Origin of the sequence: Streptomyces sp. NPDC090025 (assembly GCF_044748125.1) — a bacterium.
In the GTDB taxonomy this organism is placed as follows: domain Bacteria; phylum Actinomycetota; class Actinomycetes; order Streptomycetales; family Streptomycetaceae; genus Streptomyces.
The window spans coordinates 645,024-659,475 of sequence record NZ_JBIVFL010000003.1; the positions used below are offsets into that span (position 1 = coordinate 645,024).

The following is a 14,452-nucleotide window of genomic DNA, read 5'->3' on the forward strand; positions in this document are numbered from 1 at the left end:
GACGCCCATTTCCTCAGCACACACAGAAGGAGCGCCACCATGGCCGCCACCCAGGAAGAGATCGTCGCCGGTCTCGCCGACATCGTGAACGAGATCGCCGGCATCCCGGTCGAGGACGTCCAGCTGGACAAGTCCTTCACCGACGACCTGGACGTCGACTCGCTGTCCATGGTCGAGGTCGTCGTCGCCGCCGAAGAGCGCTTCGACGTCAAGATCCCCGACGAGGACGTCAAGAACCTCAAGACCGTCGGTGACGCGACCGCGTACATCCTGAAGAACCAGGGCTGATTCGGTCCCGGCTGTTCCGGTCCGCCACCCAGCGGTGGCGCCGTTTTTCGACCATCACACATATGGAGAAAGAATTCCTGTGAACTCGACCAATCGCACCGTGGTCGTCACCGGTATCGGCGCAACCACTCCGCTGGGTGGCGACTCCGCTTCCACCTGGGAAGGTCTGCTCGCCGGGCGTTCCGGCGTCAAGCCCCTGGAGAGCGAGCGCTTCGCCGAGCTGCCCGTGCGGATCGCCGCCACGGCAGCCGTCGACCCCTCCGAGGTCCTTCCCCGCCCGCTGGCCCGCAAGCTGGACCGCTCGGCGCAGTTCGCGCTGATCGCGGCCCGCGAGGCGTGGGCCGACGCGGGCTACACCGGCCCGGCCGGCGAGGACGAGAAGATCGCGCCCGAGCGGCTCGGTTCCGTCATCGCGTCCGGCATCGGCGGTGTCACCACCCTGCTCGACCAGTACGACGTGCTGAAGGAGTCCGGCGTGCGCCGGGTCTCCCCGCACACCGTGCCGATGCTGATGCCCAACAGCCCCTCCGCCAACGTCGGTCTGGAGGTGAACGCCCGCGCGGGCGTGCACACCCCGGTCTCCGCGTGCGCGTCGGGTGCCGAGGCGATCGGCTACGCCATCGAGATGATCCGTACCGGCCGTGCCGACGTGGTCGTCGCGGGCGGCACCGAGGCGGCCATCCACCCGCTGCCGGTGGCGGCGTTCGCCAACATGATGGCGATGTCCAAGAACAACGACGAGCCGCAGCAGGCATCGCGCCCGTACGACAAGGGCCGCGACGGCTTCGTGCTCGGCGAGGGCGCCGGTGTCGTGATCCTGGAGTCCGAGGAGCACGCCAAGGCGCGCGGCGCGAAGATCTACTGCGAGGCGATCGGCCAGGGCCTGTCGGCCGACAGCCACCACATCGCCCAGCCCGAGCCGACCGGCCGGGGCATCGCGGCGGCGCTGCAGAACCTGCTCGACACCTCGGACCTGAAGCCCGCCGAGGTGGTCCACCTCAACGCGCACGCCACGTCGACGCCGCAGGGCGACGTCGCCGAGATCAAGGCGCTGCGCAAGGTGCTCGGGGACGACCTCGGCCATGTCGCGATCTCCGCGACCAAGTCGATGACCGGCCACCTCCTCGGTGGCGCGGGCGGCATCGAGACCGTCGCGACGGTCCTGGCGCTGCACCACCGGGTGGCCCCGCCGACCATCAACATCGACGACCTGGACCCCGAGGTCGACGCGGACATCGTCCGTGACGAGCCGCGCGAGCTGCCCGCGGGCACGATCGCGGCGATCAACAACTCGTTCGGTTTCGGCGGCCACAACGTGGTCCTGGCGTTCCGTTCGGTCTGATCCTCTGACGCGCCCCTCGCGCCGCTCGGCGCCGGGGGCGCCTCACGGGCTTCGGGGCGCTGCGGCGGACTCCGTCCGCCGGGCACGAGCCCCCGCCCCTGTCGTACGTGAAGGCCCCCGCCGGTTGTTCCGGCGGGGGCCTTCGGCGTGTCCGGGGCGGCGCCCGGTGAGGTCAGCGCAACGCGAAGACCGCCGGTTCGCTGGTGCCCGCGTAGCGGTTGACCACGATGTGACCCCCGGCCACCGGGAACAGCAGCGGGGAGATCGAGACCAGCCAGGTGCCCGGCTCGACGCCGGCGGCCACCCGGCCGCGTACGGCCCCGGTGGCGGCGTCGAACCGGACGACCTGACCGGAACCGGTGAGGAACCCGACGGTGCCGTCGGGCTCGGCGGCGACCGCCTCGAACCTGTCCACCTCCCGGTGCTGCCACAGTCTGCGGCCGTCCTTCAGCGCGTACGCGGCGACGACGGACGAGATCGACCCGCTGTCGCGGACCATCGCGTACAGCCGGTCCCCCCTCACCACGACGGGGTCGCCGACCGGGTCGATCTCCCCGTCGGGCCCGAACAGCGGCACCGAGCCGAGCGGGCGGCCCGCGCCGTCGAAGGCGAGCAGCGCCCGGGTGCCGCGCGTGTCCGTCTCCCGTACGGCGACGACGGCCGGGGTCGTGGACACCACCGCGGCATCCAGCGTGGACTCCACGTCCAGCGCCCGCCGCCAGCTTTCCCGGCCGGTCGCGGTGTCGAGCGCGACGACCCGCCCACCGGCCTCGCACTGCTCGACGAGCAGGGTACGGGCGGGGTCAGCGCCGATCGCCCGGACCGCGCAGCCGCGGCCGTTCGGCCGGGCCCAGCGCTCCGCGCCGCTCTCCGCCGAGCGGCCCCGCACCACCGTCTCCCCGGCGACGACCGCGACCGGGCCGCCGACCGCCAGGCCGCCCACCTCCTCGTCACCGCCGACGGACCGCCGCCACAGCTCCCGGCCGGTCTCGGTGTGCACGGCGGCGACGGTCGCGCAGGGCTTGTTGTGCCGCCCGTACGCGACGAGGCCGACGCGCTGGGACACCCCGGGGCTCATCCGGCAGACGGCCTGGCGGACGGGTGCGGGCAGCCGCCAGCGGGGCTTGCCGTCCTTCATGCCGTACGCGGTGAGCCCGTCGGCCCTGGCGTCGACGACGCCGTCCGGGAGCGCCCAGGCACCGGGCCCCTCCTCGCGGCCTCCGGGCCACGGCACCCGCCAGCCGATCAACGCCTTCCCGGGCTCCGGCGGCTCCGTCGACGCGCTCGCGCCGGGCGCGGCCGACGCTCCGGGCCGTGCCTCCTCGCCGTCGCTGCCGGTCAGCCACCACACACCGGCGCCGAGGACGGCGAGGCAGACCACCACGACCAGGGCTCCCCGGCCACGTCCGGGCCGGGATCCGGCGGGCCCGGACGATCCGGACGATCCGGCCGGGCGCGGCGCGGGGGCCACGACCGACACCTTCGCCGGTCGCCGGTCGGGCACATCCAGGGCGGCGGCCCGCACCGTCATGTCCTGGCCCACCGGGCCCCAGGCCCGCGCCCGGCCCGGGTCGCGGCCGGCCGCCTTCGGCGCCGGGCCCGTGCGCTTGTCCAGGGCCGCGCCCGCCCGCGCCACCGCCGGAGGCACCGCCACCGGCCGCGCCGCCGCCCGGCCGCCGCGCCGACCGAGCCCGTACCCCACCGCTCCGGCCACGAGCACCAGCACCCCGGTGAGCAGCCACCACAGGACCGTCGGGCCGCCGCCCGGCCCCCCGGACAGCGAAACGGCGGCCGAACCGGCCGCCGTGGGTCCCCGCATCACACACCCCCGCCCCGGGCCCGCCCCCTGCGGGCCCAGCGCGAATCTAAGGGGTGCGGGTCCTCATCGGGAGGGCGCCCCCTAGACCACCTGGTGCAGCCAGCGGACCGGGGCGCCCTCGCCCGCGTAGCGGAAGGGCTCCAGTTCGTCGTCCCAGGGCTTGCCGAGGAGTTTGGCGATCTCCGCCTCCAGGACCGTTTCGCCCTGTGCGGAGCGGGCCAGGGCGGCGCGCAGCCGGTCCTCGGGGATCAGGATGTCGCCGTGGATGCCGGTGACCGCGTGGAAGATGCCGAGCGCGGGGGTGGCGCTGTAGCGCTCGCCCTCGGCGGTGGCGGAGGGTTCCGCGGTGACCTCGAAGCGGAGCATCTGCCAGCCGCGCAGCGCGGAGGCGAGTTGGGAGGCGGTGCCGGTCTCGCCCCGCCAGGAGAACTCGGCTCTCCAGGTGCCCGGGGACGCGGGCTGCCGGATCCAGTCGAGCTGGACCCGTGCACCGAGGACGCCCGCCACCGCCCATTCGACGTGCGGGCAGAGCGCGCGCGGTGCGGAGTGAACGTACAGGACTCCACGTGTCGTCACCGGGACCTCCAGTGTGGGACGAGGTTCGCCTATTCCCAGCGGCCTCAGTAAACAACATCATGATGTTCGCGCTTCGCAAACCCCCAAAAAGGGGACAGCATGTGACGTGATGTAATTTACCGGGGCCGATGGGCGGGGGCGCCTCTGGTTCGACGGGGGCAAAGCTACCGTGCCTCGCGCGTGTCGGGGTGACGTACGGTCGGTCGGGGACGGGTGGACACGAAGCTTTCACCCGCCAGGACGCGACCGGGCCGGGCCCGGCGCGTCGCGACCGAGGACCACGGAGGAACGCACCGCATGACGCACCGGCCGCAGAGGCGACGACGACGAGGCAGGGCCGCCGCCATGACCGCCGGGGCGTCACTCTGTGTGACGGCGCTGCTCGCCGGGTGCTCCGGCGGCGGGGCCTCCGAGGACACCCCCGGGACCGGCGGCGCGGCCCGTACGTCCTCGCCGCGTCCGACGCCGGTGTGGAACCCCTCCCCCGGTTCCGTCGCGGCCGTCGGCGACTCCATCACCCGCGCCTTCGACGCCTGCACGCTGCTCGCGGACTGCCCCGAGGTGTCCTGGGCGACCGGCACCGACACCGCCGTCGAGAGCCTGGCGCTGCGGCTGCTCGGGCCCGGCGAGGTGGCCGGGAAGACCTGGAACCTGGCCCGCACCGGGGCCCGGATGGCCGAGCTGCCGGAGCAGATGGCCGCGGCGGCGGCCGAACGGCCCGAGCTGGTCACGGTGATGATGGGCGCCAACGACGCCTGCCGGGACCGGGCCGAGCTGATGACCCCGGTCGCCGACTTCCGGGCCTCCTTCACGGCGGCCCTCGGCAGGCTGCGGGCCGGGGCGCCGAAGGCGCAGGTGTACGTGTCGAGCGTGCCGGACCTGCGGCGGCTCTGGGAGACCGGGCGGACCAGCCCGACCGGCCGTCAGGTGTGGCAGCTCGGGGTGTGCGGCTCGATGCTGAAGGACCCCGAGGACCTGTCCCCGGCCGCGGAGCGGCGGCGCGGCCAGGTGCGCGAGCGGGTGGTCGCGTACAACCAGGTGCTCAAGGAGGTGTGTGCGAAGGACGTCCGCTGCCGGTACGACGGCGGCGCGGTCTTCGGCTTCGCCTTCGACCAGGGCCAGCTGAGTCCCTGGGACTTCTTCCATCCGAGCAAGGACGGCCAGGCGCGCCTCGCGGAGCTCGCGTACCGCCAGATCACCCGTAGCTAGGCCCCCTTCCCGGGACTCCTTCCCGGGACTCCTCGTCCAGGGCGTGGGGAAGCCCCGGGGCGGAGGTCAGGTTCCGCCCCGGGGCCGGTCATGGGCGCCGCCGGGCTCAGATCTCCAGCGTCGCCGTCAGCCGGGCGTCCGCCAGGGAGTGCGCGGCGAGCACCTGGTAGGCGCCGTCGACGAAGGCCCAGTCGCCCTTGCCGTCGCGCAGCGACTCGTCCCAGATCTCGAAGGCGCGGCGCGGGAGTTCGATCGTCACCTCGACGCTCTCGCCCGCGGCGGCCTCGACGCTCGCGAACCCGGCGAGCCAGCGGGCCGGGCGCTCGACGGTGTCGGCCTCGGGCGCCAGGTAGACCTGGACGACCTCGCGGCCGGTGCGGTCACCGGTGTTGGTGATCCGGACGGTGGCGGCGTCCGGGGTGACCATCAGGGAGTCGTACGTCCAGGTGGTGTAGCCGAGGCCGTGGCCGAACGGGTACGCGGGCACCGCGCCGGACTTGTCCCAGGCCCGGTAGCCGATGAACACGCCCTCGGTGTAGGCGAGTTCGCCGTCGATGGGGGTGCACTCGGTGACCGGGACGTCGGCGAGCGAGACCGGCCAGGTGGTGGGCAGGCGGCCGCCGGGCTCCTCGGCGCCGGTGAGCACGTCGCCGAGCGCGGCGCCGCCCTCCTGGCCGGGGAACCAGCTGAGCAGGATCGCGGCGACGTCCTCGCGCCACGGCATCTCCACCGGGGAACCGGCGTTGACCACGACGACGGTGTTGGGGTTGGCGGCGGCGACGGCGGCGACCAGGTCGTTCTGCCGGCCGGGCAGGCCGAGGTCCTTGCGGTCGAAGCCCTCGGACTCGACGCGCTCGGTGGTGGCGACGACCACGACGGCGGTCTCGGCGGCGCGGGCGGCCTCGACGGCTTCGGCGATCAGTTCGTCGGCGTCGCGCTGCGGACCGAGGTGGACGAAGGAGAACATGACGGCCGGGAGCGGGGCCGCGAACTCCTTGTCGAGGGTGTGGAGCAGGGACACCTCGACGGTCTCGCCCTCGGTGAGGGCGACCTTGCCGCGCTCGACGGGCGAGCCGAAGAACGCCTCGAAGGGGTCGACGTCGGCGCCCATGGAGTGGACGCCGTCGAAGAGGGTCTCCCCGGCGACGGTGAGCGCGAAGGCGCCGAGGCCGCGGGTGCCGAAGGAGTGCTCGCCGCTCTCGCGCGGGGTGAAGGTGCCGATGACCTCGATGGAGGCGAGGGTCTCGTGGGTGGCGCCGGCCGGGAGGTCGTCGCCGATCCACTGGACCTGGCCGTTGGGCAGGCTGCCCTCGCCGAGGACGGTGCCCGCGGCGTCGCGGCAGATCGCGCGGAGGGTGAACCCCTGGTCGGCGGGGGTGAGTTCGTCGCTCGGGTCGGCGCCGACGGTGAAGACGAGGGCGCCGTCGGGCAGCGCGGCGGTGAGGCCGCCGAGCGGGGCGACCACATGGTCGGGGAAGACCTGGGCGGAGCCGCCGCCGAGCACCCGGGCGTCGCGGGCGGCGGCGCCGGAGAGGGCGACCGTGCCGGGCCGCAGCGGCAGGGCGGGGGCGCCGTCGCGGGTCTCGTTGCGGACCAGGACGAAGCCGCGGCGGGCGATCTCGCGGGCCAGGGCGTCGCCGTCGAGGGCGGCGGGCGGCTCGGTGACGGCGGCCGGGGCGCCGTCGAGGACGCCGACGCGGGCGGCGAGCCGGAGCACGTTGCGCACGGCGGCGTCGACGTCGGTCTCGGCGACCTCGCCGGAGCGGACGGCGGCGGCGAGCGCGGGGCCGTAGACGGTCTGCGGGCCGGGCATGGCGACGTCCATGCCGCCCTCGATGTCGCCCTTGGTGGAGCGGGCGGCCATCCAGTCGGAGACGTTGTAGCCGTCGAAGCCCCACTCGCCGCGCAGCACCTCGTTCACGAGGTAGCGGTGCTCGGTCATGGTGATGCCGTTGACCCGGTTGTAGGCGGTCATGATGCCCCACGGGTGGGCGTTCTTGACGATCGCCTCGAAGGGGGCGAGGTAGAGCTCGCGCAGCGGGCGCGGGGCGATCACGCTGTCGACGGTGAAGCGGTCGGTCTCGGCGTCGTTGCCGACGAAGTGCTTGACGGTGGTGCCGACGCCGCCGTCCTGGACGCCCTGGACGTAGCCGGTGCCGATGGCGCCGGTGAGGTACGGGTCCTCGCTGTACGCCTCGAAGTGGCGGCCGCCGAGCGGGGTGCGGTGCAGGTTGACGGTGGGGGCGAGGAGGACGTGGACGCCCTTGCGGCGGGCCTCCTGGGCGAGCAGGCGGCCCGCGCGGCGGGCGAGCGCCGGGTCCCAGGTGGCGGCGAGGGCGGTCGGCGAGGGCAGCGCGACCGACGGGTCGTCGGCGGTCCAGCGGACACCGCGGACGCCGATCGGGCCGTCGGACATGACCAGCGAGGCCAGGCCGATCTCGGGCAGGGCGGGCAGCGACCACATGTCCTGGCCGGCGAGCAGCCGGGTCTTGGCGTCCAGGTCGAGCTTGCCGAGCGCCGCCTCGACGGCCTGCTCGCGCGCCGCGTCCGCCGCCGGGTCCGTGCCGACACCCGTGCCCGTGGCCGTGTGCGCGCCGGTGCTCGTGTCTGCCATGGCCGTACCTCCTCGTAGTGAGCCTGTGCCGCCATGGTGGACTGCCTACCGGTAGATCGGTAGGTTACGTTAGCATTTCGTTATCTTGACGATGACGTACGGTCCTTCTCACAGGGACCGTCGGAAGGGGGACGAGGCCATGGCACGGGCCAGGAGCGAGGAACGGAAGTCGGAGATCGTCCGCGCCGCCCTGGAGGTGATCGCCGAGCGGGGCTACCGCGGCGCGTCCCTCGGCTCGGTCGCGGAGCGGGTCGGGCTGACCCAGCAGGGTCTGCTGCACTACTTCCCGACCAAGGAGGCGCTGCTCGTCGCGGTCCTGGAGGAGCGCGACCGGTGGGACACCAGCGGCGCCCGGGAGCGCGAGCTGTGGCGGCTCGACCTCATGGACTCGCTGGTCGAGTACAACGCCATGCGCCCCGGGATCGTGCAGACCTTCTCCGCGCTGCTCGGCGAGAGCGTCACCGAGGACCACCCGGCGCGCGCCTTCTTCACCGAGCGGTACGCGTTCGTCCGGGGCAACATGGCGGACGTGATCCGCGCCGAGCTGGGCGAGGACCTGCCGGGCGGACTGACCCCGGAGCGGGCGGCGACGCTGCTCACGGCGGTGATGGACGGCCTGCAGTTCCAGTGGCTGCTCGACCCGGACGCGGTCGACATGGGCGCGTCCTTCCGGGACTTCGTCCGGCTGCTGCGGGAACGGCGGGAAGGCCCCGGCCCGGCGGGGCCGTAGCCGCACGCCGGGCCGGGGCCGGGGCCGCAACGGGCCTACCGGGGCGGGACCTTGCCGTCGTACACGTGCTTCGGGGTCATCAGCGCGGTGATGTCCCGGGCCACCGGGCTGGACGGCTCCTGGCCCTGCGCGGTGGTGGAGTCGGTGTTGAGGATGAGCACCAGGGTGGCCTTCTCCTCGGGCAGGTAGACGGTGACCGTCTCGTACCCGGGCAGCGAACCGTTGTGCCCGAGCCAGCCGTTGGCGTCGAAGATGCCCAGGCCGTAGCTGGTGCCGGGGAAGCCGGTCGGCAGCGTCTTGAGGCGCTGCTTCTGGGTCTCCGGGCTGAGCAGGGTGCCGGTGGCGAGCACCGGGGCCCAGCGGCGCAGGTCCTGGAGGTTCGAGATCATCCCGCCGGCCGCCCAGGCCCAGCTCGGGTTCCAGTCGGTGGCGTCGGCCTCGGCGCCGCTCAGCGTCTGGTCGGTGTAGCCGTGGGCGTGCGGCTCGGGGAACTCGGCGCCCTTCGGCAGGAAGGTGCGCTCCAGCCCGGCCGGGCGCACCACCCGCTCGTGGATGACCCGGGCGAGCGGCTGTCCCGTCACCTTCTCGACGACCAGGCCGAGCAGCACCAGGTTGGAGTTGCAGTACTCGAACTTCGTACCCGGGGCGAAGGTGTTGGCGTGCCGGTAGCCGTAGGAGAGCACCTCCCACGGGTTGTAGGGCCGGTTCGGGGCGCTCAGCAGGTCGTGGATGAAGTCGGGGTCCGAGGTGTACGGGAAGAGGCCGCTGCGCATCTCGGCGAGGTGGCGCAGGGTGATCTTGTCGCCGTTGGGGACGCCCCGGATGTAGTCGTCGATCGGGTCGTCGAGGCCGACCTTGCCCTCGTCGACGAGTTCGAGCAGCGCGGTGACCGTGAAGGTCTTGGTCTCGCTGCCGATCCGGACGAAGGTGTCGACCGGCATCGGCGCGCCGGTGCGCTTGTCGGCGACGCCGGTGGCCCGGACGTAGCAGCCCTTGCCTGGCATCCACAGGCCGACGACGAGACCGGGGATCCCGGCCTTCTTGCGGGCGTTCTCGATGGTGCGGTCCAGCTTGGCGGTGAGCGCCGGGCCGAAGCCGCCCCGCGGGCAGTCGTCGCCGTGGCCATGGCCGTGACCGGGGCGGTGCCCCTGGGCCTCGTCGGGTCCGGGGGTACCGCCGTACCGGCCGTCGCTCGGGGAGGGGACGGCCGGTACGGCGGTGGCGGGCGGTGCCGTCAGCGGTGCGAGCACGGACGCCACGAGCAGCGCCGCGGCACACAGCCGGCGGTGGGAGGTACGGGGCATGTCGGGGCGCCTCTTCCAGGTCGCGGCGGGCCGGGCTGGCTCGACACAGGATCAGCACCTCGTCGCGGCGGGGACGGCCGCCGCGCGCCGGGGGCCGCCGCGATTCCACTCGAACGGCGCCCGGGACCCGGGTCCCGCCGCCCCCGGACGGCGGACCGGGAGCGGTGGCGAGGCTGGGAACGGACGGCGGACCGGCAGCGGACGCGGGACCAGGCCCGGACCCGGACGGCCGACTGGGATGATGGCGGCCATGATCGTCGCCGCCACGCAGTTCGCCCCGGTCGCCGGGGACATCGACGCCAACGTCCGCACCATGGCCGGGCTCGTCCGCGCCGCCGGGGCCGAGGGGGCCCGGGTGGTCGTGTTCGCCGAGCTCTCGCTGACCGGCTACGCGCCCCGGCTGATCCGGGACGACCCCCGCCTGATACTCACCGAGGACGACCCGCGCCTCGAACCCGTACGGGACGCCTGCCGCGAGGTGTCCGCGGCGGTCGTCGTGAACGGCCCGGTGCGCGCCCCCGAGGGCGGCGCCGACCGGCGGCCCGGCATCACCAGCCTGGTCGTCGGCCCGGACGGCGGGCCGCTCGCCCGCTACGACAAGCGGCATCTGTACGGGGTGGAGGCGGAGGTCTTCGCGCCGGGCACGACGGACGGGCGCTTCGTCCTCGACGGGGCCCGGTTCGCGCTCGCGACCTGCTACGACAACCGGTTCCCCGAGCTCGCGGAGCGGGCGGCGGCGGACGGCTGCGCGGCCTATCTGGCCAGTTCGGTGCTGGGCGCCGACAACGACTCGTTCACGGACGTCTACCCGGTCAGGGCACGGGACTTCGGGCTGCATGTGGTGCTCGCCAATGTGCTCGGGCCGAACGAGGACGGCGTGGGCTGCGGACTCGCGGGCGGCTGGGGCCCGGACGGCGCCCGGCTCGCGGACGCGGGCGGCGAGGCCCCGGGCTTCGCGCTCGTGACGGTGCCGGTCTGACGGGCCGGGTGCACCGGAGCCGTACGGGCGGAGCCGTACCGGCGGCGAACGCCCGTACAGCCGCTGCCCGTACGTGGAGGTGCCGGGCGGCCGGTGAACAGGTCACCGGCCCCCCGGCGGGGCGCCGTCACGGAACCCCCGGTCCACGACGGCGCCCCCTCCCCGGGACGGGGCGTTCTGGGTCGCGCCCCCGGGGATCCTCGGGCGGCTCCCCTACGGGGCGCTCAGGCCCAGCGTGTACGCGCCGGAGCCGCTGTAGGCGTGCACCACATAGCGGTAGTAGCCCGCGGTGCCGCGGTAGCTGATGTCCTCGTCGGCGCTCTCGGTACCGCCGACGGCGACGTCGACCCAGCCGGAGCCGTTCCACTTCTGCAGGTAGAGGTCGAAGTCGGTACCGGCCGGACCGCGCAGGCAGCCCACGTGGGTGCCGGAGGTCGCCGAGTAGTAGTACGAGCCGTCCGGCTGCGCCTCGGCCTGGCCGGAGGAGAGCGAACCCTCGTAGGTGTACTCGGTGTTGTCGCAGCCGGTGGGCTGCGGCGTGCCGCTGCCGACGGTCAGCTGGTAGGTGACGGTGTGGGTGACGGAGCCCGTACCGGTGACGGTGATCGGGTAGCTGCCGTTGGCGGTGCCCGCGCCGACCTGGACGGTCATCGTGGCGGAGCCGCCGGAGGTCACCGAGGAGGGGCTGAAGGAGACGGTGACGCCGCTGGGCGCGCCGCTCGCGGAGAGCTGCACGGTCTGGGCGTTGCCGCCGGTGGTGGCGGTGCTGACCGTGGAGGTGGCCGAGGCGCCCGGCTGGACGGAGCCCGCGGCCGGGTTCAGGGCGAGCGAGAAGTCCGGCGTGTTGGTGCCGCCGCAGTCGGTCTCACCGGACTGGGCCGGGACGCCGATCGCGTTCCAGGCCGTCTTCACCGCGTTGCACTCGGCGCTGCCGTAGGTGTTCTTGGCGCTGGTCAGGGTCGCCTTGCGGGCGGCCAGGTGGTTCCAGGAGGAGGTCTTCATCAGCAGCGCGCCCATGAAGATCTTGCCGGCCTTCTGCACGCCGATGCCGGTCACCGAGGACGGGCCGCCGGAACAGATGGGGCTGGCGGGCTTGCCGCCGCCGGGGTTGGAGCCCTCGGCGAGCAGGTAGAACCAGTGGTTCTGCGGACCGGCCGCCGCGTGCACCTCGGTGCCGGAGTTCAGCTGCGGGTAGCAGTTGGGGTCACCGGCGAGCGAGGGGTTGTACATGTAGCGGATCGGCTTGTTGTCGCCGAGGAAGTTGAGCTTCTCACCGACGGTGTAGTCGGGGGTGTCGTTCGGGTTGTTGGCGAAGTGCTCGGTCAGAGCCCCGAATATGTCTCCGGTGGACTCGTTCATCCCGCCGTTCTCGTTGGACGAGCCGGAGCTGCCGGGGGTCTTGTCGAAGATCTCGTGGCCGTACTCGTGGGCGACCACGTCGATGCCGGTGAGCTGCATCGAGCTGTTCTGGTTGTGGCCGTAGGTGGTCTTGGTGCCGTCGTAGTAGGCGTTGACCTCGCCGAGCCCGGCGCGGGCCGGGACCATGCCGCCCTGGCCGTTCTGCCCGTTGTAGCCGAACCACTGCTTGAGCATGTCGCTCTCGCGCTGGGCCGCGTACATGATGTCGACGCAGGCGGTCACCAGGTCGTTGGCGGTGCCGTTGCCCCACGGCGGGGTGCCGGTGTAGGTGCTGCCGTTCTGGCCGCCGCAGCGGAAGCCCGAGCGGTTGGGGTCGGTCATCGAGGAGGCGGCGGTGTCGATGGTGACGTTGCCGTTGTGGAAGCCGCGCCCGTCGGCGTGCAGGATCTTGTCGGTGGCGCGGGTGACGGCACCGGTGCGGGCGTCGACGAAGGTGTCGAGCGAGCTGGGGCGGTCCTGGGCGGTGCGGCCGACGACCAGGGTGTGCCAGGTGAGGACCGGCTTGTTCCCCTTGAGCAGCACGGTGAGTTCGGGGGTGCTCGCGCTCTCGACGCTCGCCAGCTGGCCCTTGGCGGTGGCGAGGGCGGCGGCGGAGCCGACCGTGGCCCGGGTGGACAGCTTGATGGCGGGGGCGGGCGCCGAGGTGACGTGGCGGACCTTGCCCGCGCTGTCGGACAGCACCACGGCGTCGCCGCCCGCGACCGGCAGGCCCTTGTAGGTGCGCTGGTAGGCGGCGTAGTAGAGGCCGCCGGTCCACGGGGTGACGCCGGTGCGGACGAGTTCCTCGTCGGCGCCGTGGCGCAGTCCGTCGAGGCCGCTGTCGGCCGCCTTGTCGGCGGCGGCGAGGGCCAGGGACTTGCCCTGCCCGGGGGGTACGGGCTGGGCCTGCGGGGTGGCCGCGGGGCCGGGCGCCGCGGTGGCGGTGCCCGCGAGCGCGCCCGCGAGGCTCGCCGTCAGCGCGAGCGCTGCCAGGGCCGCCGAGAGTCTGGTGGGGTGCACGTCTGCTCCGTTCGGGTGGGGGGAGACGGTGGGACGCGCCGAGTATGGGCGTGGACATGCCCATCAGGGGACATCTCACCCGGCATAAGACGGGGGTTATGCCGAACCCCGCCTTCCACCCGGTCCGGCTGCATACCCTGCTGAAATGCAGCTGGAGTTGAGGCATCTCGAAGCCGTCTGCCGGATCGCGGAAGCGGGCAGTCTGGGGCGCGCGGCGGCCCGGCTCGGGGTGTCCCAGCCGGCCCTCTCCGCCCAGCTGCGGCGGATCGAACGGGTCGCGGGCGGCGAGCTGTTCGTCCGCGGCCGGCACGGCGTCGACCCCACCCCGCTCGGCGAGTTCGTGCTCTCCAAGGCGCGCCGGGTGCTCGGCGAGATGGACGCGCTGGCGGCCGGGGCCAGGGCCGTCGCCCCGCATCCGACACTGCGCCTCGGCTGCATCCTGCTGGTCCTGGTGGACCGGCTGATCGGCCGCCTCGACCAGGAGCTGACCGGCCAGGAGATCGCGGTGAGCGTCGAGCACTCGGTCACCGCGCTGACCCGGCTGCTCGGCGCCGGACAGTACGACGCGATCGTGTACGGGGAGGTCGCCGAGCACGAAGTGCCGCTGCCCGACGGGGTGGTGGCCCGCACCCTGATACCGAAGGAACCGTTCTGCGTACGGCTGTCGGCGGCGCACCCGCTGGCCGCGCGGGACCGGATCGGGCTCGCCGAACTCGCCGACGAGACCTGGATGACGCTGGTCGAGGACGACGACGGCGGCCCGGAGGCGCTGGTCGAGGCGTGTCTGCGGGCCGGTTTCACCCCGCACCTGCGGCACCGGATCGCCGACCGCAAGATGCACTACGACCTGATCGCGGCGGGCCGGGCGATCTCGCTGAGCCAGCCCACCGCGCCGGGCGCCGAGGGCACCGTGCTGCGCCCGCTGACCGGCGACCCGGTCACCGGCCGGATCCGGCTGGCCTGGAACCGCTCGGCCGTCTCGGTGCCGCGCGCGGCACTGCTCTACCGGGCGGCGGCCCTGGCCTATCTGGACAACGTGCCCAACAACGCCTTCCACCGGACGTGGTGGGAGGCCCGCCCGGAACTCCACCCGGACCTGACCGCGCCGTGACCGGACCCCTGCTCGTGGCCCGGCCCCGGCCGCACCCCTGATCGCGCCCCTGATCGCGCCCT

General features: G+C 73.7%; 11 protein-coding genes. 6 read left to right on the forward strand and 5 right to left on the reverse strand.

What is annotated here, in order from left to right:
• Window positions 1-39 precede the first annotated feature (39 nt).
• Window positions 40-288: an acyl carrier protein gene (locus tag ACIPXM_RS12260; protein ID WP_109001422.1), complete on the forward strand. Its 249-nt coding sequence runs from the start codon at window positions 40-42 to the stop codon at window positions 286-288.
• Between the two features lie 79 nt (window positions 289-367).
• A complete protein-coding gene (fabF, locus tag ACIPXM_RS12265; RefSeq protein WP_401654713.1) occupies window positions 368-1,630 on the forward strand; it encodes a beta-ketoacyl-ACP synthase II in 1,263 nt (420 codons plus the stop codon).
• A 172-nt stretch (window positions 1,631-1,802) separates the two neighbouring features.
• Here the strand turns inward: fabF and ACIPXM_RS12270 are convergent, their stop codons facing one another.
• Entirely contained in the window at window positions 1,803-3,449 is a 1,647-nt protein-coding gene (locus tag ACIPXM_RS12270; RefSeq protein WP_401654714.1) for a PQQ-binding-like beta-propeller repeat protein, read from the reverse strand.
• Window positions 3,450-3,530: 81 nt separating this feature from the next.
• On the reverse strand, window positions 3,531-4,025 hold the full coding sequence (locus ACIPXM_RS12275; protein ID WP_401654715.1) for a DUF3145 domain-containing protein: 495 nt from the start codon (window positions 4,023-4,025) through the stop codon (window positions 3,531-3,533).
• 297 nt (window positions 4,026-4,322) lie between these two features.
• Between ACIPXM_RS12275 and ACIPXM_RS12280 the strand changes: the two genes are divergently transcribed.
• A complete protein-coding gene (locus ACIPXM_RS12280; RefSeq protein ID WP_401654716.1) occupies window positions 4,323-5,234 on the forward strand; it encodes an SGNH/GDSL hydrolase family protein in 912 nt (303 codons plus the stop codon).
• A gap of 106 nt (window positions 5,235-5,340) precedes the next feature.
• Here the strand turns inward: ACIPXM_RS12280 and ACIPXM_RS12285 are convergent, their stop codons facing one another.
• Window positions 5,341-7,848, reverse strand: coding sequence for a beta-glucosidase (locus ACIPXM_RS12285; RefSeq protein WP_401654717.1), 2,508 nt, complete (start codon window positions 7,846-7,848; stop codon window positions 5,341-5,343).
• 139 nt (window positions 7,849-7,987) lie between these two features.
• Here ACIPXM_RS12285 and ACIPXM_RS12290 point away from each other — a divergent pair, with 139 nt between their 5' ends.
• The gene (locus tag ACIPXM_RS12290; protein WP_401654718.1) at window positions 7,988-8,578 is read left to right on the forward strand and encodes a TetR/AcrR family transcriptional regulator; all 591 of its coding nucleotides are present in this window, start codon (window positions 7,988-7,990) and stop codon (window positions 8,576-8,578) included.
• Window positions 8,579-8,613: 35 nt separating this feature from the next.
• Here ACIPXM_RS12290 and ACIPXM_RS12295 read toward each other — a convergent pair whose 3' ends face one another.
• Window positions 8,614-9,882, reverse strand: coding sequence for a serine hydrolase domain-containing protein (locus ACIPXM_RS12295; protein WP_401654720.1), 1,269 nt, complete (start codon window positions 9,880-9,882; stop codon window positions 8,614-8,616).
• 250 nt (window positions 9,883-10,132) lie between these two features.
• On the opposite strand from ACIPXM_RS12295, the gene ACIPXM_RS12300 reads away from it, so the two are divergent.
• Complete coding sequence (locus ACIPXM_RS12300) at window positions 10,133-10,861, forward strand: carbon-nitrogen hydrolase family protein (RefSeq protein WP_401654721.1); 729 nt, start codon at window positions 10,133-10,135, stop codon at window positions 10,859-10,861.
• 213 nt (window positions 10,862-11,074) lie between these two features.
• Here ACIPXM_RS12300 and ACIPXM_RS12305 read toward each other — a convergent pair whose 3' ends face one another.
• On the reverse strand, window positions 11,075-13,279 hold the full coding sequence (locus tag ACIPXM_RS12305) for a M4 family metallopeptidase (protein WP_401654722.1): 2,205 nt from the start codon (window positions 13,277-13,279) through the stop codon (window positions 11,075-11,077).
• Window positions 13,280-13,424: 145 nt separating this feature from the next.
• On the opposite strand from ACIPXM_RS12305, the gene ACIPXM_RS12310 reads away from it, so the two are divergent.
• Window positions 13,425-14,390, forward strand: a complete 966-nt coding sequence (locus ACIPXM_RS12310; RefSeq protein WP_401654723.1) for a LysR family transcriptional regulator — start codon at window positions 13,425-13,427, stop codon at window positions 14,388-14,390.
• Window positions 14,391-14,452 lie beyond the last annotated feature (62 nt).